22 protein-coding genes are annotated in these 17,408 nt (G+C 69.9%); 14 read left to right on the top strand and 8 right to left on the bottom strand.

All coding sequences use genetic code 11. From position 1 onward, the window contains the following. Window positions 1-29 precede the first annotated feature (29 nt). Window positions 30-968: an alpha/beta fold hydrolase gene (locus tag ACY34M_RS38530; RefSeq protein WP_462723028.1), complete on the top strand. Its 939-nt coding sequence runs from the start codon at window positions 30-32 to the stop codon at window positions 966-968. A gap of 88 nt (window positions 969-1,056) precedes the next feature. After that, window positions 1,057-3,015, top strand: a complete 1,959-nt coding sequence (locus ACY34M_RS38525) for an acyl-CoA dehydrogenase family protein (protein ID WP_462723029.1) — start codon at window positions 1,057-1,059, stop codon at window positions 3,013-3,015. Between the two features lie 28 nt (window positions 3,016-3,043). On the opposite strand, the gene ACY34M_RS38520 is transcribed toward ACY34M_RS38525, so the two are convergent. Together ACY34M_RS38520 and ACY34M_RS38515 are read right to left on the bottom strand one after the other, a co-directional pair. Next, window positions 3,044-3,559, bottom strand: a complete 516-nt coding sequence (locus tag ACY34M_RS38520) for an SRPBCC family protein (RefSeq protein ID WP_462723030.1) — start codon at window positions 3,557-3,559, stop codon at window positions 3,044-3,046. Window positions 3,560-3,688: 129 nt separating this feature from the next. Next, the gene (locus ACY34M_RS38515; RefSeq protein WP_462723031.1) at window positions 3,689-3,922 is read right to left on the bottom strand and encodes a DUF5133 domain-containing protein; all 234 of its coding nucleotides are present in this window, start codon (window positions 3,920-3,922) and stop codon (window positions 3,689-3,691) included. Window positions 3,923-4,105: 183 nt separating this feature from the next. Here ACY34M_RS38515 and ACY34M_RS38510 point away from each other — a divergent pair, with 183 nt between their 5' ends. Next, complete coding sequence (locus ACY34M_RS38510) at window positions 4,106-4,663, top strand: Dps family protein (RefSeq protein ID WP_462723072.1); 558 nt, start codon at window positions 4,106-4,108, stop codon at window positions 4,661-4,663. A 56-nt stretch (window positions 4,664-4,719) separates the two neighbouring features. Here the strand turns inward: ACY34M_RS38510 and ACY34M_RS38505 are convergent, their stop codons facing one another. Further along, complete coding sequence (locus ACY34M_RS38505) at window positions 4,720-5,124, bottom strand: STAS domain-containing protein (protein ID WP_462723032.1); 405 nt, start codon at window positions 5,122-5,124, stop codon at window positions 4,720-4,722. 171 nt (window positions 5,125-5,295) lie between these two features. Here ACY34M_RS38505 and ACY34M_RS38500 point away from each other — a divergent pair, with 171 nt between their 5' ends. Beyond that, window positions 5,296-5,730: an ATP-binding protein gene (locus tag ACY34M_RS38500; protein ID WP_462723033.1), complete on the top strand. Its 435-nt coding sequence runs from the start codon at window positions 5,296-5,298 to the stop codon at window positions 5,728-5,730. A 114-nt stretch (window positions 5,731-5,844) separates the two neighbouring features. Then, window positions 5,845-6,714 (top strand): SigB/SigF/SigG family RNA polymerase sigma factor, encoded by an 870-nt coding sequence (locus ACY34M_RS38495; protein WP_462723034.1) that lies wholly within the window; start codon window positions 5,845-5,847, stop codon window positions 6,712-6,714. A 107-nt stretch (window positions 6,715-6,821) separates the two neighbouring features. Here the strand turns inward: ACY34M_RS38495 and ACY34M_RS38490 are convergent, their stop codons facing one another. Continuing rightward, window positions 6,822-7,070 (bottom strand): hypothetical protein, encoded by a 249-nt coding sequence (locus ACY34M_RS38490; protein ID WP_462723035.1) that lies wholly within the window; start codon window positions 7,068-7,070, stop codon window positions 6,822-6,824. A 220-nt stretch (window positions 7,071-7,290) separates the two neighbouring features. On the opposite strand from ACY34M_RS38490, the gene ACY34M_RS38485 reads away from it, so the two are divergent. From ACY34M_RS38485 to ACY34M_RS38475, 3 genes are all read left to right on the top strand, one after another. Then, on the top strand, window positions 7,291-7,734 hold the full coding sequence (locus ACY34M_RS38485) for a TspO/MBR family protein (protein ID WP_462723036.1): 444 nt from the start codon (window positions 7,291-7,293) through the stop codon (window positions 7,732-7,734). Window positions 7,735-7,809: 75 nt separating this feature from the next. Continuing rightward, window positions 7,810-8,307, top strand: coding sequence for a MarR family winged helix-turn-helix transcriptional regulator (locus ACY34M_RS38480; protein WP_462723037.1), 498 nt, complete (start codon window positions 7,810-7,812; stop codon window positions 8,305-8,307). A 142-nt stretch (window positions 8,308-8,449) separates the two neighbouring features. Next, window positions 8,450-9,631: a PP2C family protein-serine/threonine phosphatase gene (locus ACY34M_RS38475; protein WP_462723038.1), complete on the top strand. Its 1,182-nt coding sequence runs from the start codon at window positions 8,450-8,452 to the stop codon at window positions 9,629-9,631. 72 nt (window positions 9,632-9,703) lie between these two features. Here the strand turns inward: ACY34M_RS38475 and ACY34M_RS38470 are convergent, their stop codons facing one another. Further along, on the bottom strand, window positions 9,704-9,877 hold the full coding sequence (locus ACY34M_RS38470) for a CsbD family protein (RefSeq protein WP_462723039.1): 174 nt from the start codon (window positions 9,875-9,877) through the stop codon (window positions 9,704-9,706). A 221-nt stretch (window positions 9,878-10,098) separates the two neighbouring features. Between ACY34M_RS38470 and ACY34M_RS38465 the strand changes: the two genes are divergently transcribed. Continuing rightward, window positions 10,099-10,269: a hydrophobic protein gene (locus ACY34M_RS38465; RefSeq protein ID WP_223775182.1), complete on the top strand. Its 171-nt coding sequence runs from the start codon at window positions 10,099-10,101 to the stop codon at window positions 10,267-10,269. A gap of 109 nt (window positions 10,270-10,378) precedes the next feature. Here the strand turns inward: ACY34M_RS38465 and ACY34M_RS38460 are convergent, their stop codons facing one another. After that, window positions 10,379-10,876 (bottom strand): MarR family winged helix-turn-helix transcriptional regulator, encoded by a 498-nt coding sequence (locus ACY34M_RS38460; RefSeq protein ID WP_462723040.1) that lies wholly within the window; start codon window positions 10,874-10,876, stop codon window positions 10,379-10,381. A gap of 450 nt (window positions 10,877-11,326) precedes the next feature. Between ACY34M_RS38460 and ACY34M_RS38455 the strand changes: the two genes are divergently transcribed. Together ACY34M_RS38455 and ACY34M_RS38450 are read left to right on the top strand one after the other, a co-directional pair. Beyond that, window positions 11,327-13,000 carry a PP2C family protein-serine/threonine phosphatase gene (locus ACY34M_RS38455; RefSeq protein ID WP_462723041.1) on the top strand — a complete coding sequence of 558 codons (1,674 nt, stop codon included), beginning with the start codon at window positions 11,327-11,329 and terminating at the stop codon, window positions 12,998-13,000. An 87-nt stretch (window positions 13,001-13,087) separates the two neighbouring features. Then, a complete protein-coding gene (locus tag ACY34M_RS38450) occupies window positions 13,088-13,966 on the top strand; it encodes a SigB/SigF/SigG family RNA polymerase sigma factor (RefSeq protein WP_462723042.1) in 879 nt (292 codons plus the stop codon). Between the two features lie 95 nt (window positions 13,967-14,061). Here the strand turns inward: ACY34M_RS38450 and ACY34M_RS38445 are convergent, their stop codons facing one another. Continuing rightward, window positions 14,062-14,205: a hypothetical protein gene (locus ACY34M_RS38445; RefSeq protein WP_462723043.1), complete on the bottom strand. Its 144-nt coding sequence runs from the start codon at window positions 14,203-14,205 to the stop codon at window positions 14,062-14,064. A 139-nt stretch (window positions 14,206-14,344) separates the two neighbouring features. Here ACY34M_RS38445 and ACY34M_RS38440 point away from each other — a divergent pair, with 139 nt between their 5' ends. From ACY34M_RS38440 to ACY34M_RS38430, 3 genes are all read left to right on the top strand, one after another. Continuing rightward, window positions 14,345-14,524: a hypothetical protein gene (locus ACY34M_RS38440; protein ID WP_462723044.1), complete on the top strand. Its 180-nt coding sequence runs from the start codon at window positions 14,345-14,347 to the stop codon at window positions 14,522-14,524. 29 nt (window positions 14,525-14,553) lie between these two features. Beyond that, a complete protein-coding gene (locus tag ACY34M_RS38435; RefSeq protein WP_462723073.1) occupies window positions 14,554-14,883 on the top strand; it encodes a WhiB family transcriptional regulator in 330 nt (109 codons plus the stop codon). A 121-nt stretch (window positions 14,884-15,004) separates the two neighbouring features. After that, a complete protein-coding gene (locus ACY34M_RS38430; protein ID WP_462723045.1) occupies window positions 15,005-16,480 on the top strand; it encodes an FG-GAP-like repeat-containing protein in 1,476 nt (491 codons plus the stop codon). 92 nt (window positions 16,481-16,572) lie between these two features. Here ACY34M_RS38430 and ACY34M_RS38425 read toward each other — a convergent pair whose 3' ends face one another. Further along, window positions 16,573-17,322, bottom strand: coding sequence for a hypothetical protein (locus ACY34M_RS38425; RefSeq protein WP_462723046.1), 750 nt, complete (start codon window positions 17,320-17,322; stop codon window positions 16,573-16,575). Window positions 17,323-17,408: the final 86 nt, after the last annotated feature.

Genomic DNA, 17,408 nt, shown 5'->3' with positions numbered 1-17,408 from the left:
CGCACGCCTGCCACCGATGGAGGATCCACGTGACCGCCCCGGCAACCAGCAGCCCGCACGTCCCCGAAAGCAACCCTGTCCCCGAGCTGCCCCTGCGCCATCTGGCCGGATTCACCCACCGCTGGGTCGACGCGGACGGCGTCCGCCTGCACGCCGTCGAAGGCGGACGGTCGAGCGGCCCGACCGTCGTCCTGCTCGCCGGATTCCCGCAGACGTGGTGGGCCTGGCGCAAGGTGATGCCCGGCCTCGCCGACCGGTTCCACGTCATCGCGATCGACCTGCCGGGTCAGGGCCACTCCGAGCGTCCGGAGGGCAGCTACGACACGCACGTGCTCGCCGCACACGTGCACGCCGCCGTGCGGGCTCTCGGCGTGTCGACCTACTCGCTGGTCGCCCACGACATCGGCGCCTGGGTCGCCTTCTCCCTCGCGCTCGGCTTCGAGAGCGAGCTGCGCGCGGTCGCCCTGCTCGACGCCGGAATCCCCGGGATCACGCTCCCCGAGGCGATCCCCACCGACCCGGACCGGGCGTGGAAGACCTGGCACTTCGCGTTCCACACCGTGCCCGACCTGCCCGAGGCGCTGCTCGCCGGGCGCGAACGCGAATACGTCGGCTGGTTCTTGAAGGTGAAGGCCCTGTCTCCCGATACGTTCGACGACGCCGAGCTCGACCACTACGCGGCGTCCGTCGCCGCCGACGGCGGCCTGCGCGCCTCCCTCGCGTACTACCGGGACGCCGGGGAGTCGGCGCGCAAGAACCGCGAGGCGCTGGAGCGGCGGCACCTGACCGTGCCCGTCCTCGGAATCTCCAGCAGCCACGGCTCCGTCCCGGACATGGCCGCCTCCCTGGGCCCCTGGGCCGACAACGTCACCGGAGTCGTCGTGCCCGACGCCGGACACTTCATCCCCGACGAGCAGCCCGAAGCTGTCGTCACCGCGATCACGGGCTTCATCGCCGACAACGCCTGACGTCCGACGAGCCTGCCCTCCCTCGCCACCCCGGGCCGCGCGAAACTCGGACCGCTTGCATTCCGTCCTCACGGGGTACCAGAAGTCCATGATCAACGACGCCTCCCAGTCCTCCGGCGGCCACGTACCGTCCGACGTCGACGTACCGGCCCTGACCGCGCTGCTCGACGGCGAGTACGCCGAGATCCGCGATCTGGTGCGTACGAACCTGTCGACGCACGCCTCCGTCCTCGAAGAGGCCGAGGAGCTCGGCATCGACGCGTTCCGCGAGCGGGTGCGCGAGCTCGCGGTCGAGCTGGCGGCGACGGGCCAGACGGGGATGGGGTTCCCGAAGGAGTACGGCGGGGGAGGCGACATCGGTGCGTCGATCGCCGCGTTCGAGACACTCGCCTACGGCGATCTGTCGCTCCTGGTGAAGGTGGGGGTGCAGTTCGGCCTCTTCGGCGGCGCGATCCTCCACCTGGGCACCGAGCGGCACCACCAGGCGTATCTGCCGGACCTGATCACCGGGAAGCTGATGGGCTGCTTCGCGATGACCGAGACCGGGCACGGCTCGAACGTCCAGGCGCTCGGCACCGTGGCGACGTACGACGCCACGCGCCAGGAGTTCGTGATCACCACGCACGGCGACGCCGCGCGCAAGGACTACATCGGCAACGCCGCCCGGCACGCCGAACTCGCGGTCGTCTTCGCCCAGTTGAAGGTGGGCGACAAGGAAGAAGGGGTGCACGCGTTCGTCGTGCCCGTCCGTGTCGACGGCGCACCGGCACCGGGCGTACGGATCGAGGACGCGGGCCGGAAGATGGGGCTCAACGGCGTCGACAACGGTCGCCTCTGGTTCGACGGCGTGCGGGTGCCGCGCGAGGCGCTGCTCAACCGGTTCGCCGACGTCACGCCCGACGGCGTGTACGAGAGCCCCATCGAGAATCCAGGACGCCGTTTCTTCACCATGCTCGGCACCCTGGTCCAGGGGCGGGTCAGCGTCGGCGGCGGCGCCATCAACGCGGCCAAGGTCGCCCTGGCGATCGCCACGAAGTACGCCGTGCGCCGTCGGCAGTTCGAGGCGGCGGCGGACGGAGGAGAGCAGCTGCTGCTCGACTACGGGATGCACCAGCGCCGCCTGCTGCCGCTGCTCGCCCGCACCTACGCCCTGCACTTCGCCCAGGACGTGGTGCGCACCCAGTTGCACGAGGTCTTCTCGGGGGACCAGGACGACGAGCAGGCCAGGCGGGAGCTGGAGTCACGGGCCGCCGGCACGAAGGCGCTCGGCACCTGGCACGCGACGCGGACGATCCAGGAGTGCCGCGAGGCGTGCGGCGGCGCCGGCTACCTGGCCGTCAACCGGTTCGCCGCGCTCAAGGCCGACAGCGACGTCTTCACCACGTTCGAGGGCGACAACCACGTCCTGCTGCAGCTCGTGGCGAAGGGGCTCCTCACGAACTACGCGCACGAGTTCGAGGACCTCGACCAGCTCGGCATGGTCCGGTTCGTGACCGGGCAGGCCGTGGAGACGGTCATCGAGAAGACCTCGGTGCACAAGCTCCTGGAGCGCGTGCGCGACCTGCTGCCCGGTGGCGACGAGTGGGACCAGGAGGCCGGTCTGCTCGACCCGGACTACCAGCTCGCCATGGTCCGTTTCCGCGAGGAGCACATGCTCGCCGGCCTGGCCCGGCGGCTCAAGCGCGGGGTGGACGAGAAGCGGGATCCCGGTGCCGTCTTCTCCCACGTACAGGATCACGTGATCTCGGTGGCCCGCGCGCACGTCGAGCGCCTGGTCCTGGAGGCGTTCGTCGACAAGCTGCGCACGCTGCCGGACGACGGGAACAAGGTGGCACTGGGGCTGTTGTGCGACCTGTTCGCCCTGTCCACGATCGAGGCCGACCGGGCGTGGTTCATGGAACACGGCCGGCTGACCGTCCAGCGCTCCAAGACGATCAGCCGTGAGATCAACAACCTCTGCCACAAGGTCAGGCCCCTCGCGGTCGACCTCGTCGACGCGTGGGGCATCCCGCCGGAGATGCTGCGCTCTCCCGACCTGGTGGGCTGACCCGCGCCGACCCGCAGGGCCGGCGCGCTTAGTGCGCGGTGTCGTGTCCGAGTTCGAGTTCGCGCTTGAGGTTGCGCAGCGTCACCTCGATGTTGCGCTTCTGGAAGGTGGCGAACGTCTTCCCCGAGGTGGCGACTCGGTCGAAGGCGTTGGCCGCGAACGTCGGCCAGGCGCGCCGGTCGTCGGTCCAGGTCTCCGTCACGCGGGTGCCGCCGTCGACCTGCTCGAACCGGTACTCCCAGGTGGCGATGGGGCCGCGCAGGAAGGGCCGCTTGAGCCCGATCGCGTGGACGCGGAACGCGAAGCGGCGACCCGGCTCGGCCGCGGTGACCGTGCACCGGGTCGCCCACCGGAACGCCCCGCGCTTGTTGCGGCCGACGAACGTGGTGCCGAGACCGGCCGGCTCCGCGGGGGACTCGCCCGTCGTGCCGAGGTTCTCCGGGCTCCAGCGCCCCATGTCGGCGGGGCGGCTGACGGCCTCGTAGGCCGCGTCCGCCGGCACGGCGATGTCGATGCTGTCGCTCACGGTGAAGACGCGGGCCACGGGATTCCTCCAACTGACGGCATGCGGTGGACGAGTGTCGACCTTCGGTTTCCGACGCGCAGCGTGAAGCTACTGCAGAGTAGGATCATGGCATGCCGCCGTCGTGCCGAGCACGCGTGGCGGAAGAGTTCAGGCGGCCTGTGGCTCGTCGTCGGAGTGTGCCGCCGCGGCGTCCTCCAGGATGCGGTCGGCCGCCATCAGGGCGTCCCGCACGGACCGGGTCCCGGTGCTGACGCACAACGTGTAGGTGACGTCGTCGAGCTGCCGCTCGAGTTCCTGGGTCGGCCGTTCCGAGTAGCGCAACTGCACGTCGGCATACCGGCTCAGAAGTGTCCGGACGGCCTTCGGGTCGGGGTTCAGCACGAGGCTCCGCCTGTTCTGTTGTCCTGTGGGGTGTCGGACACCAACTGCCCCGGCCTTCGCGTGGCATGCGCACCATTTCCGCTCGATCGCATCACTTTTTTCGTGGGCATCTGTGCGGACATACCGAGCGGGAAGCCGGGTAATGGGGGCGGGACAATCCCCTACGAGACAGGAGATATGACGTTGACCTCCGAGGCTGCCCCGAAGTACACCGTGCCCGGCATCACGACCAAGGATGCCGGAACCATGATCGCGCTGCTCCAGCAGCGACTGCACGCGCTGAACGACCTTCACCTGACGCTGAAGCACGTGCACTGGAACGTCGTGGGCCCGCACTTCATCGCCGTGCACGAAATGCTCGACCCGCAGGTCGACAGCGTCCGGGCCATGGTCGATGACATCGCCGAGCGCATGGCCACCCTGGGCGGGGTCGCCAAGGGTACGCCGGGCGCGCTGGTCGCGGAGCGCACGTGGCAGGACTACAGCGTGGGCCGGGCCGACGCCATCGCCCACCTCGGCGCGCTCGATCTCGTCTACACCGGTGTGATCGGCGACCTGCGTGCCGCGGTCAAGGAAGTGGGGGCCATCGACGCGGCCACCGAGGACCTGCTGATCGGGCAGCTGCGGGACCTGGAGCAGTTCCAGTGGTTCGTGCGCGCCCACCTGGAGACCGCCGGTGGCACCCTCGCCACGGCCGACGCCGCCACCGAACTGGACGCGGCGCGCTCCAGCGCGCAGTGACCGGCACCGTGAGGGCCCGCCCGTCCGGGCGGGCCCGGCGCGGCCGGTGGCCGCGGTCAGTGGGCCGGTTCGTCGGGCGTCGGGGCGTTGTCGTCGTCGAGGAGCGCGTGGATGCGCCGCACCCCGTCCTCGCGGCTGTCGGCCCGGTCCAGGAACTCGCCGACACCGGTGATGTCGAAGAGCCTTTCGACAGGGCTCTGGTAGGGGCCGGCCAGGACAAAGGGCCTCGATGCCGCCTGGTGATCGGTGTGGGCGCGCAGGATCAGGTTCAGCAGCGTGCTGTCGGCGAAGGTCAGACCGGCCAGGTCGAGGAGCGTGCCGTCGGTGTCCGGGTCGGAGCGTGCGCTGTCCAGCGCGAGCATGACCTCGGGCGCGTGCGAGAAGTCCAGGTCGTTGCGCAGGGGGACGATGACCACCCGTTCATGACGGGCGAGCTCGATGCTCTGTCTGTCGGAATTCACCCGCAGAGCGTCCCACATGCCCTGCACCGTTTCCTCGTCGGATCCCGTCGGACCCCTGCGGAACGGGCCGCGCCGACCGTGACAGGGCAGGTGTGAACGCCGCGCAACGTGTGGTGCCTGCCGGGTCGGGCAGACGGAAACGGACCGATTCGATGAGAGCGGTGACCGTACATGTACGACGCCACAGCCGACGGCGCGACGACCGTTGTTGAAGCGGGGGGAGCGGCAACAGAGGTGGAGGGCGAGGAGATCAGCTGCGCAGACGCCCGGATGCAGGTCCGCTCGGTACTGATGGAGGTGTGCTGCGGCCTGCCCCTGGCCCGCGCGCAGCTGCTGCGGGACGACGCGCTCCTCGTGGTCAGTGAGTTGGTCACGAACGCGCTGATGCACGCGGGTGCGGTGACCCGCTTCTCCGCCCGACTGGTCGGGGACGAGCTGGAATTGCGGGTCAGCGATGCCAGCCGTGAGGTGCCGCAGGAAAGGTCGCCGGTGCCCGGCCGGCAGGGCGGATACGGCTGGCAGATAGTCCAGCGCCTGTGCTCGCGCGTGCGGGTCGACAGGGAGCCGGGCGGGAAGACGGTCACGGCGGTTCTGGCGCTGGCGTGAACGAAGTGTGCACAGAACATGCCTGACCGTATGTATACGTGCATGACTCGGGGGTAATCGCAGGCGTACGGGGACGTCCGAAGAACACACGTCGAGAGACAGGGGCTGGCGGCAATGACCACGGCGGCAGTTGACGAGCAGACGCACCTCACGGCCGACGGGGTCGAGGTGGGTCTGATCGAGCGGGCCTATGTCGATCCTTCATCTGTCCGTCCGAGGGACGCCCGTGAGATCGGCCGGCACTTCTTCGACCGCCTCGCCCAGCTGGAGGAGGGCACGCGCGAGTACAGCTACGTGCGCAGCGTGCTGATCGAGGTGAACGTCTCCCTGGTGCGGTACGCGGCCTCCAGGTTCAAGCACCGCGGGCCCGAGGAGATGGAGGACATCGTCCAGGTGGGCACGATCGGCCTGATCAAGGCGATCGACCGGTTCGAGCTGACCCGTGAGGTCGAGTTCACGTCGTTCGCCGTGCCCTACATCGTCGGTGAGATCAAGCGGTTCTTCCGCGACACGTCCTGGGCCGTGCATGTGCCGCGCCGGCTGCAGGAGGCACGGATCGAACTGTCCAAGGCGAACGAGGAGTTGAGCACCCGGCTGGGCCGCTCGCCCTCGACGGCCGAGCTTGCGGAGCTGATGCAGCTCGACGTGGCGGAGGTGGCCGAGGCGCAGAAGGCGGCCAACGGCTACAACAGCGTCTCCCTGGACGCGGCGGTGAACGGGGCCGACGACGAGTCCGAGACGATGCTCGCCGAGTTCATCGGCATGGACGAGGACCGCTTCGAACTCGTGGAGAACTTCCACTCGCTCGCCCCGCTGATCGCGGACCTGGACGAGCGGGACCGGCGCCTGATCCACCTCCGCTTCGTCGAGGAGCTCACCCAGCAGGACATCGCCGACGAACTCGGCTACTCCCAGATGCACGTGTCCCGCCTGATCTCGAAGGTGGTGGCCAGGCTCCGTGAGGGGCTGATGGCGGCGGAGTAACGCCCATTGGTGCGAGAGTTGAGTGTGCTGCGCCGCCCGTCCGGGCGGCGCAGAGCCATGTCGTCGTGCCGGAGCCGGACGGGGACAGTCTTCCCCCGCCCGGCCGCTCACCTGTCGGCCGCGCGGGGGCCGGACCTTCGCGCGGCGCGGGACTCTCGGGAGTCCAGATAGGCGAGCGCGAGGACCAGCAGCGGAGTGATGGTGGCAAGGAGGGCGATGCGGAGGCCTCCCGACGTCAGTCCGGCGATCGCGGCGATCACCAGGGCGACGAGAACGAAGCGCAGGAACTCCTTCCAGGAGGAGAAGCCTCTGGGGATGCTGCGCGATGTGGGTTCGTCGTCCTTGATCTCGTCCAACGCGGCGTGGGCCGGATGTCTGTGTCCGTCCGCCGGCCGGAGGGAGTAGCCGCTTCCGGTTTTGCCCGCAGTGTGGCCGGGAGCGCGCGACGCCGTGAGACCACAGGGTTTCGGGCAGAGTATTTGCTCGTGCGCAGGGAACGGCGAAGGTATGCGGCTATTGACTACCTTGACGGACTCGGCGCACCGGTCGACACCGAGCGCACTGCGAAGCCATGGCGTGGCGAGCGCCGCAGTGGTGGCCGCGGCGGTCGCGGGCTCGCTGGCCATCGACCCCGGCAGCGCCTGGTACCGGTCGCTGAAGAAGCCACCGTGGCAGCCGCCGCCCCGGGCGTTCGGCGCGGTGTGGACGCCGCTGTACCTCTCCATCGCGGGCGCCGGAGGGCGCGCTCTGCGCAAGGCTCCGGCAGACGAGCGCCGTCGGTGGGGGCGGGCGTTCGGGGTGAACCTCGTACTGAACGCGGGCTTCGGCTGGTCGTTCTTCAAGGCGCGCACCCCGTACGCGGGACTCGCCGTCACCGCGGCCACCGCACTCTCGTCGTGGGACCTGGTGAGGCGTACCGCGCGCATCGACCGCACGGCGTCCGCCGCCCTGATTCCCTACGCGGCGTGGTGCACCTTCGCCACCGCTCTGAACGCCGACATCGCCCGGCGCAACAGGTAGCACTTCCACTAATCTGGTCCGACTAATCTGGTCCGACAGTCAGCCACGTCACTCTCCGACAGAGAGGGTGCATGAATGCCCCGCAATCTTCCTCCCCGTAATCCTGAGCAGGTGGCGCACACCGCGAACCACGTGGGCGAGCTGCTCGAAGTGCTGTGGGGGCGGGCCCGGGAGAAGACGCCGTCGGGGCCCATCCCTCCCTCACAGCTGCGCGCCTTGAAGGCGATAGAGGAGCAGGGGAGTGTCAACCAGCGCACGCTGGGAGACGTGCTGGGAACGGGACCGTCCTCCGTCAGCCGCCTGTGCGACCGCCTGGAGGCCGCCGGCCTGCTGGAGCGGGTCCCCAGTGCGACGAGCCGGCGCGAGATCGAACTGACCTTGAGCGCTCAGGGCGCGAAGGTGCTCGAGGAACTGCGCTTGGCGCGCACGCGCGAAGTGGAGGCGGTGCTGCGGACGATGAAGCCTGCTCATCTCCGCATGCTGTCCGAGGGGTTGGAGCAGCTGCAGCAGGCCGCGACGGCCCACGTCGGCCTGGAGCGGGCCGCGGACGACGACACGTCCGAGACTGCCTGATCCCGCTTTCCCGACCCCCTTTCGGGCGGGAGATGCACCGAACCGTTGCCCCATGGCAATATTTGCCCAGCGGCTACGATGTGCTCGCCGTGATCTCTCCGACCACCGCTGAGCTGTGCTCGCACCACCAACGAAGGCTGCCGTGACCAACTTCCTGGCCGTGGAGCGCGCGCTGCGCACCGCCGCACCGTACGATCTCCTGCCCGCGGCGCGGGCCGCGCTGGTCGAGCACTACGGAGCGCTGCACGTCGATCTGCTGCTCGTCGACTACAGCTCCAAGGTGCTTCGATCCGTCGACGCGGGCCCGGACGGCGGTCGGACGCTGCCGGTCCACGGCAGCCCGCAGGGACGGGCCTTCGACGGCCGTGAGTCCGCGCAGACCGTCCTGCACGAAGGTTCCCTCGAGATGCACGTGCCGGTGACCGCGCACGGCGACCGGCTCGGAATCCTGTCCGTGCGGCTGCCGGAGGAGAAGGCCCCGCCGCACGTCGTCGACGAGGTCACGGAGATCGCCGACGTCATCGGACACGAGATCCTCGTCGCGGAACGGGACACGGACGTATACCTCCAGGCCCGTCGGGCCAGTCGCCTCACGCTGGCGGCGGAGGTGCAGTGGCACCTCCTGCCCGGACGGGCCTGCGGCCGCAAGGAGTACGCGATCGGGGCCCAACTGGAGCCCGCGTACGCCATCTACGGCGACAACTTCGACTGGGCCGAGACCGCGAAGACGCTCACCCTCAGCATCACCAACGGGATGGGCGAAGGCATCCAGGCCTCGCTGCTGACCAGCCTGGCCGTCAACGCCCTGCGCAACGCGCGGCGGGCGGGGATCGACATCGCTGACCAGGCGGCGCTGGCCGACCAGGCCCTGTACGCCCAGTACCGCGGTGAGCAGTACGTGGCGACGCTGCTGCTCTCCTTCGATCTGGACACCGGACGCGTCAAGGTCGTCGACGGAGGCTCTCCGCAGCTGTGGCGCCATCGGGGCAGGACGGTGGAGCACATCTCCTTCGACGAACAGCTGCCGCTGGGCATGTTCGAGGAGACCGACTACGTCACCCAGGACTTCCAGGTGGTGCCGGGGGACCGTCTGGTCTTCGTCAGCGACGGCGTGTTCGCGGCGGTTTCGGACAAGGGCGAGGCCTTCGGCGAGAAGAGGCTGGCGCGTGCGATCCAGGCGGCGCGTCTCCTGCCGGCCGCCGCCGTGCCCCGCGCGGTCCTGCACGAGCTGTCCGAGTACCTGGATGCGGGATCCGGGCCCGAAGTCGCCGACGACGCGCTGGTGTTGTGCCTGGACTGGTTCGGCCGCGACGCCGGCTCCTGATGTCCGGCCGCGCACGCGTAATGGGCGGCTCCATGAACGGTGCCGCCCACCACGCGCCAGAGCGCAGTGAATTCAGTGCTTTCCGATGTCCTTGGTCTTTTCCTTGGCCTGGCGTGCGTCGCCCTTCATCTGCTGGGCGCGGCCTTCCGCCGTGAGGCGTTCGTTGCCCATGGCGCGTCCGGCGGCTTCCTTGGCGGCGCCAGTGACCTGCTCGGCCTTTGCCTTGGCCTTCTTGCCGGCGGTCATCTCCGCTCACACTCCCTTGGCGTCGACGTCACGTGCTGCCCTCCGATTGACCGCTCAGCGGCGGGACAAACATCTTCGGCGTCATTGGATTCTGTACGTCAGCAGGGAGGAATGGGGCACCCAAATCCGGGTCGAATACCCCTCACCTCGCGAAGATAACGCGCCTTTCCCGTGTTTGTGGGTGTGGGATGCGAGCACTGGGTGGCCAGGAGGTAATAACAATGGTTCCCCTGCTTCTGGTTCTTCTTCTGGCTCTGATCCTCTTCGGTGCGGGTTTCGCGCTGAAGGCCCTGTGGTGGATCGCTGTCATCGTGCTCGTGGTGTGGCTGCTCGGGTTCGTCATCCGGCCCGCGGCGAGCGGCGGCCGAAAGGGCCGGTGGTACAGATGGTGATGCGCGCCTGAACAAGGCGTGCGCTGAAAGGTGGGCCCGGCCCGGGACGGCCGGGCCCACCTTTGCGTTCCGTGCCGCCGGACAGGCCGATGGTTGACCGGCGACCGCCTCAGGAGGGCTTCGACCCGTCGGTGTCAGAGGCGCGTGACGCCGCGGCGAAGCCGTGCAGCCCGGTCAGCAGTTGTCGGCGTTCGTCGTCCGGCATGCGGTCGAGCACCTCGGCGAGCAGGCGCTCGCGCCGGGCGGACACGGCATCGAGCGCGTCGTGCCCTCGGCCGGTTAGGGTCAGGCCGATCGAGCGGCGGTTGGCCGGTGCGGGCTCGCGGCGGATCAGGCCTGCCGCTTCGAGCCGGTCGCACAGTCTGCTGGCGGCCGACGGCACGGTGCCGATCGTCTCGGCCAGGGTGCCGAGATTGATGCCGGGTGTGGCCCGTGTCGTGTGCAGCGCCTGGAGTTGCAGGGCGGAGAGGTGCGGCGTGCCGGTTCTGGCGGTACGCGTCCACAAGGTCACGAGCATGTCGACCGCTGCCGTCGTTTCCGGCGCGAGAGATGGTCCGGGTGCTGCCGGCGGGCCGGTGAAGTCACCGGGGCCGTCACGGTCGTGCATGAGATGAAGTGAACCTCTCGCGAGATGAGGCTGTCGGTACTCCTGCTCCCCGTATTCCCGTTACGCGGAAAGTATCCGTCCGGTGCCGTGTCGGTCTCCGGAGCGGCCGTGAAGGTTTGGCGGAACACCTCGGGTCCGGACGCGGGCGGGACGTGTCGACGGGCACCGAAAGGGCCTGTTCTGCCTGCGATTTCGGTTTGTCTCCGCTGTCCGGGGTACCCGGCGCCCACTTGTGACGGGCCGACAACTCTTGTCGGACGGCGGGGCCGTGGGGGTACCGCGGTGGGCGTGGTTGTCGCGTACCCTTCGATCGTGCGACTGTTGCCCTATGGCAACAATGACGATTGGTCACGATCATGGAGTGGCCCGAGGCGGCCATCGGCGTTGATGGCTGCCCCGGGCCTTCCGGCGAAGGGGGGTGGGGATCCCGCACTGTGCGGGACCCGCGCGATGAAGTCCCCAACGGATTCAGTGAGTTCCCGAAGCACCGGCCCCGCTGCCGGCCGCGGCGCGTCGTACCCGTCGGTCACGGTGGACGGGGCGGGCCGCGTGCTGTCCTGCAACGATGAGGCCGTCGTCCTCCTCGAAGGCGTGCGGACCGGTGTGCTGCTCGCGGACGTGGCGCCTTCCTGGCTGACCGAGGCGCACGCCGACGTCGCCGGAACCGCTGCGGACGGCGGAGCGGGTCCGTCCGTGGTGGTGAGAGGCCGTATCGGCGGGGCGGCGGTGGGTGCGTTCCCGAGCCGGGCGGCCGACGGCGGAGTGTCGTGGTGGCTGGTCGACGACCGCGAACTGCGCGACGTACGCGCCGAACTGGACGACGAGAGGGGTCGCTCACGGCTCCTGCAAGAGGTGTCCAGCGAGCTTCTGGCATCGCTGAACGTGCACCGGTGCATGGAGGTGACCGCCCGCTTGGCCGCGCGGCATCTCGCGGACGCGGTGGTCGTCGTCGGCATCCGCTCCGGCCGCCTGCACCCCGTCACCCGCTGTGTCACCGGCGGGCCGGTGGAGCAGGAGAAGGCCGCGCTGGACCCGGAGAGCATGCCGGGGCTCGCGGAGGCGCTGGCGGGCTTCCCACCCGTGCCCTCGCGATGGATCGACCCGGGTCTCGTCCCCGACTGGGCGGTCCCGGAGCAGTTCACGGCCGAACGCGCGCAGATCGGCTCCATCGTGGTGGTGCCGCTGCCCGGACACGGTGTCCCGGCCGGTGCCCTCGTGCTGCTGCGGCAGAGCCGGGAAGCGGCGTTCACCGAGACCGAGGAGGCCTTCGCCGGGCTGTTCGCCGCCCGCGCGGGCGTGGCCCTGTCCTCGGCGCGGATCTATGCCGAGCAGGCCCACATCACGGACGTCCTCATGCGGGATCTGCTGCCCCCGGCCCTGGAGGGCGTGCACGGCATCGACTTCTCCGGCCGCTACCGGGCGGCGTCGGCCACCGACCGGATCGGTGGCGACTTCTACGACGTCCATCCCGCCGACAGCGACGACGCGGAGACCTTCGTGGTCCTGGGCGACGTGTGCGGCAAGGGACTCGAGGCCGCGGTACTGACCGGGAAGATCCGCAACACGATCGAGGCGCTGCTGCCGTTCGCCGCCGACCACCTCAAGCTGCTCACGCTGCTCAACAACGCGCTGCTGTCCTCGCATCAGACACGGTTCGCGACACTCGCCCTGGCCTCGGCCCGGCGCGAAGGAAGCCGCGTGCGGCTGCGGGTCTCCAGCGCGGGACACCCCGCCCCGCTGATCCTGCGTACCGACGGACGGGTGGAAGAGGCGGACACCAAGGGGGTGCTGATCGGTGTCCTCCCGACGGACCGGCTCAAGGCCACCACCGCGGCCGTGGACCTCGCACCGGGAGAGACATGTCTCCTCTACTCCGACGGCATCACCGAAGCCCGCGGCGGCCCGCTCGGCGATGTCATGTTCGGCGAACAGCGCCTGCACAACACGCTGGCCGAGTGCGCGGGTCTGCCGGCCGAAGCGGTCACCGAACGGCTCCAGATGGTCGCCGCGCAATGGGTCGACGGCGGACCGCACGACGACACGGCCGTCCTCGCCATCACCGCGCCGCGCACCAGCCACCTCGCGGCCGCGAACGGCCACACCCGAGGCGGGCCCGCTCCCTGACCGGCCCACGACACCACACCGGACGCCATCGGGCTGCGGCAGGTGACCGAGCACGACAGCAGACCACTAATTCGAAGAGGCGGACGCATGACCAACGTGACAGAACGCGAGCAGACTCACCGAGCGGTCGACGAGGCCGGCGCGGACCAGGAGAGTCTGGTCGCGCGTGCCTGTGCGGACCCGGCCTCGATAGCGCCGAAGGGCGCCCGGGGCGTCGCCCGGCACTTCTTCGCCCGCCTCGCCGGGCTCGAAGAGGGCACGCACGAGCACAGCTACGTACGCAATGTCCTCATCGAAATGAACCTCTCCCTGGTGCAGTACGCCGCGTCGCGGTTCAAGCACCGCGGGCCGCAGGACATGGAAGACATCACACAGGTCGGCACGATCGGTCTGATCAAGGCGATCGACCGCTTCGAACTCAGCCGTGAGGTCGAGTTCACCTCCTTCGCCCTGCCGTACATCACCGGTGAGATCAAGCGGTTCTTCCGGGACACCTCCTGGGCCGTGCACGTGCCCCGCCGTCTGCAGGAGGCCCGGCTCGAACTGTCCCGAGCCACCGAGGTGTTGCGCGCCCGCCTGGGCCGGCTGCCCTCCACGGCCGAGCTCGCCGAGCTGATGCAGCTGGACCCGTCCGAGGTGGCCGAGGCGCAGAAGGCGTCCAACGGCTACAACAGTGTCTCCTTGGACGCGGCCACCACCAGCAGGGACAACGAGGCCGAAGTCCTGCTGGGCGACTTCCTCGGCTTCGACGAGGAACGATTCGAACTCGTGGAGAACTTCCACTGCCTGGCGCCTTTGATCGCCGACCTCGACGAGCGGGACCGCCGCCTCATCCACCTCCGCTTCGTCGAGGAACGCACCCAGCGGCAGATCGCCGAGGTGATCGGCTGCTCGCAGATGCATGTGTCGCGCCTGATCGCCCGTGTCGTCGCCGAGCTGCGTACCGGTCTGATGGCAGAGCAATAGCACCTGTATGCAAAGGAGTTGAGCCTCGTACCGCCCTGCGGGGGACGGTGCGAGGCTCAACGGTGCGCCGGGTGCCGGTGTCCCGGGCCGTGCGCCTACCGGCGGCGCAGCCGAGCGAGCCATGCGCGAGCCTGGGCCTGCTTACGGGGGTCCGAGGCCGTCCGGCGCGCCGTCGCGATCACCCGCCTGCCCTGCGGGCTGCGGCTGAACTGCTTGATCCGGTCGAGAATGCCGGCCATGACGCCTCCATGGTGTCTGTCGTTCGACAAGGGCCGCGACACTGCGTCCTCGCTCTCCCTCCTGTTACCCCGGAAGCAGTACGGAACACGAAAGCGGGCACACGGGAGTCAACGACACCTACGAGGGACAGGACTTCTCATGTTCGCCATAGCCGCTGCCGTGCTGTTCTTCCTCGCATTTCTGATCAACGCCGCCGACATCGCGACGAACGACGTCTTCGCCTCAGTGAACGTCATGCTCCTCGGCCTCACCGCGCTTGCACTCCATCTGGCGGGAGCCGGAGGCTGGACGCGCAGCAGAACGTCGCGTCGACGGTGAACCCGGGTGCCCATGACGTGATCGCCGGGTTGCGCGGCAGACGGCGTACAAGCCGCGAACCGGGGCAACCGGGTGCTGTGAAATGGGAAGAGCAAGCGAGCTGCTGCGCCGTGAATCCCGACGAGATGTTCCTCGTCGGCGCCGCGCAGTCGAGCGCGAAGAGCATCTGCACGCCGTGCCCCGTGCGCACCGAGTGCCTGGCCCACGCACTGGATCAACGCATCGAGTACGGCGTGTGGGGCGGCATGACGGAACGCGAGCGCCGTGCTCTCCTGCGCCGCCGCCCCGGGGTCGACTCGTGGCGGTCCCTGCTGGAGACAGCACGACAACAGCACGCACGCGGGACGGCGGAGGTGTAGCCGCCCCGCACTCGCGGTCGACGCGGGGCTCACGCGAACGCGCCCCGCGTACAACCAGCTCCGCCGTTCGACGGTCACACCAGATGCCCCCTCGCATCCGTCGACCGAACCGGAGTGCCCCGTGCCACACAGACGCCGCATCCTGATGTACGCCACAGCCGTCGCCGTCGCGGCCACCGCCGGGTTCGCCTTCCCAGCCGGTGCCACCGCTGCCGCGCCCCGCACCGCCATGAGCGACTTCAACGGCGACGGCTACGCGGACCTCGCCGTCGGCGTTCCCGACGGAACCGTCGGCGGCCGGGCCAAGGCCGGGTACGTGAACGTGGTCCTGGGCGGCCCGAGGGGCGTCGGCGCCCACGGAAGCGTCCGCGTCACCCAGGCCACCGCAGAGGTGCCCGGATCCCCTGAGGCGGGCGACCGCTTCGGCGCCTCCGTGGTCCTGACGGACCTCAACGGCGACGGCATCGCGGAACTCCTCGTCGGTGTCCCCGGCGAGGACATCACGGGCCGCGGTACGGACGTGGGCCTGGTCATCGCCGTGGGCGGCTCGAAGAACGGTCCGGGACCGGGGGCGTCGGTCCTCAGCGGGCCGTCGTCGTCGGCCGCGTACGGCAAGTCGGTCGCGGCGGCCGACCTCACCGGTACCGGAGACGGCAACAAAGAGATCGTGATCGGCGGCACGGACAAGGTCGTCGCCCGTGTCATCCGGGGCGAGGACAGCATGATCACGACTGTCGTCGCGGCGCCCATGGGCGGCCGCGCCCCCGTCCTGGCCACCGGAGACTTCGACAGCGACGGTGTGGCGGACCTGGCCGTGGCGTACTGGACCGCGGGCACCCCCAACACGCAGTCGCACGTGCGTCTTTGGAAGTGGGACGCCGAGCAGGCCGGGATGGCCAACTTCTGGAACACGGACAACGCCGGCGTGAGCGCCCTGGCCGCCGGTGACTTCGACGGCGACGGTCACGACGACCTGGCGCTCGGCGAGTGCCGTGAGATCGCCGACGAGAACATCGACGACCCGTGCGGCCCCGAGGAACTCGCCGAGGGCGGCGGCGTCCACGTCCACTACGGAAGCGCCGCGAACGGCTCGTTCGGCAGCCGCGCCCAGACCCTGAAACAGGACACGGCGGGCGTCCCCGGCGTGGCCGAGGACGGCGACCGCTTCGGCGCCGCCCTCGCCGTCGCCGACGTCGACCGCGACGGCCGCGACGACCTGATCGCGGGCGCTCCCGGCGAGGCCATCGGCAGCAGGGCGCGCGCGGGTGCCGCCTGGCTGCTCCACGGCGGGGCCCGTGGCCTGCTCGACGCGGGCGGCGCCGCCAGGTCGATCGCGTGGAACCAGGACACGTCCGGCGTCCCCGGCGTCGCCGAGACGGGCGACGCCTTCGGCGCGGCGGTCTCCGCGGGCGACTACAACGCCGACTCCGTCCCCGACGTCACCGTCGGCTCCCCGGGCGAGAACGCCTCCCTCGGCGCCGCCTGGCTCCTCCCCAAGGGCACGGCCACCAACTCGAAGGCCTTCTCACCCCGCACCCTCGGCCTTCCGTACCTCTCCACGGCCCACAAGTACGGCAACCCCCTGAACAGCCACTGACCGCCTTCCGGTGATGGTGATGGTGAGGGTGATGGCGGCGGGGCGGCGGGGCGGTGACCGGTGTGCACCGCGGCAGACGTGCGTCAGGTGCGTCAGATGTAGCCGTCACGCCCCCGGTCGCGACGCTCCTGCCGTGTCTCACGGCGCCCTCGGACGAAGGCCAGCAGCGGGGCCCGGAACGCCAGCAGCGCCACCAGCGCGACAGCGGCACCGCCCCACGCCACCACCTCGGTACGCAGCCAACTCACGCTGTGGGAAACCGTGTTGTGCGCCTGAAAGCGGATGGTGAGCGGCGGACTGAGCGCGGCGAGCGCCTGGTCCGACGTGCCACGGAAGGTCGTCATCCCCAGCTTGAGGGCGTACACCCCGGGCGTGTTCGCAGCCACAGCCCACTCCCAGAAGGCGGTGTCCCCTGTCTCGGCAATGACCTGCTCGGCCTTGCTGTCGCCCAGCGGCCGGACCTCGACGTGACTGCTCGCGGCGGTCAGCGAGGCGCCCTGCACCCCACCCACGGGGAAGGCCCACCTCTTGACGGCACCCGACGGCGGCGCGGACTCGGGGACGGCCGATGCGGGCACCGCGTTCAGAAGAACGCCGAGAATGACCGAGTCGCCGACATCTGCCGAAAGCCTCTCCGGGCAGCTGATGACCCCGGCCAGCAGCGACCGTCGATCCGCGGCGACGTCGTCCCGGAACACCACCTGCTCCGGCTTGCGGCTGGGCGCCACACTGGACGGAGGCGCGTTCCCGGCCGGCTGGCCGCCGTGCTCCCCGTTCGCCGTCAGAAAGCCGACGGCGACCAGCGAGCCGGTGAGTCCCACGACCAGGCCGGCGATCAGCACCCACACTTTTCCGCGCCCACGCCCACGCCCGCGCCTTGCCCTCGGCGCCTTCTCGGCGAGCGGTCCCCTGTTCTGTTCATCCTTCA

The sequence above is a fragment of the Streptomyces sp. EDA2-14 genome, assembly GCF_054963755.1.
The sequence above is the reverse complement of the archived record's forward strand: the minus strand, read 5'-3'. Positions and strand labels throughout refer to the sequence as shown.

Coding starts and splice junctions, on each gene's coding strand:
- ACY34M_RS38525 (WP_462723029.1), top strand. CDS start 1,057: ATGATCAACGACGCCTCCCAGTCCTCCGGCGGCCACGTACCGTCCGAC.
- ACY34M_RS38500 (WP_462723033.1), top strand. CDS start 5,296: ATGTACGACGCCACAGCCGACGGCGCGACGACCGTTGTTGAAGCGGGG.
- ACY34M_RS38495 (WP_462723034.1), top strand. CDS start 5,845: ATGACCACGGCGGCAGTTGACGAGCAGACGCACCTCACGGCCGACGGG.
- ACY34M_RS38480 (WP_462723037.1), top strand. CDS start 7,810: ATGCCCCGCAATCTTCCTCCCCGTAATCCTGAGCAGGTGGCGCACACC.
- ACY34M_RS38470 (WP_462723039.1), bottom strand. CDS start 9,877: ATGACCGCCGGCAAGAAGGCCAAGGCAAAGGCCGAGCAGGTCACTGGC.
- ACY34M_RS38465 (WP_223775182.1), top strand. CDS start 10,099: ATGGTTCCCCTGCTTCTGGTTCTTCTTCTGGCTCTGATCCTCTTCGGT.
- ACY34M_RS38460 (WP_462723040.1), bottom strand. CDS start 10,876: ATGCACGACCGTGACGGCCCCGGTGACTTCACCGGCCCGCCGGCAGCA.
- ACY34M_RS38455 (WP_462723041.1), top strand. CDS start 11,327: ATGAAGTCCCCAACGGATTCAGTGAGTTCCCGAAGCACCGGCCCCGCT.
- ACY34M_RS38450 (WP_462723042.1), top strand. CDS start 13,088: ATGACCAACGTGACAGAACGCGAGCAGACTCACCGAGCGGTCGACGAG.
- ACY34M_RS38445 (WP_462723043.1), bottom strand. CDS start 14,205: ATGGCCGGCATTCTCGACCGGATCAAGCAGTTCAGCCGCAGCCCGCAG.
- ACY34M_RS38440 (WP_462723044.1), top strand. CDS start 14,345: ATGTTCGCCATAGCCGCTGCCGTGCTGTTCTTCCTCGCATTTCTGATC.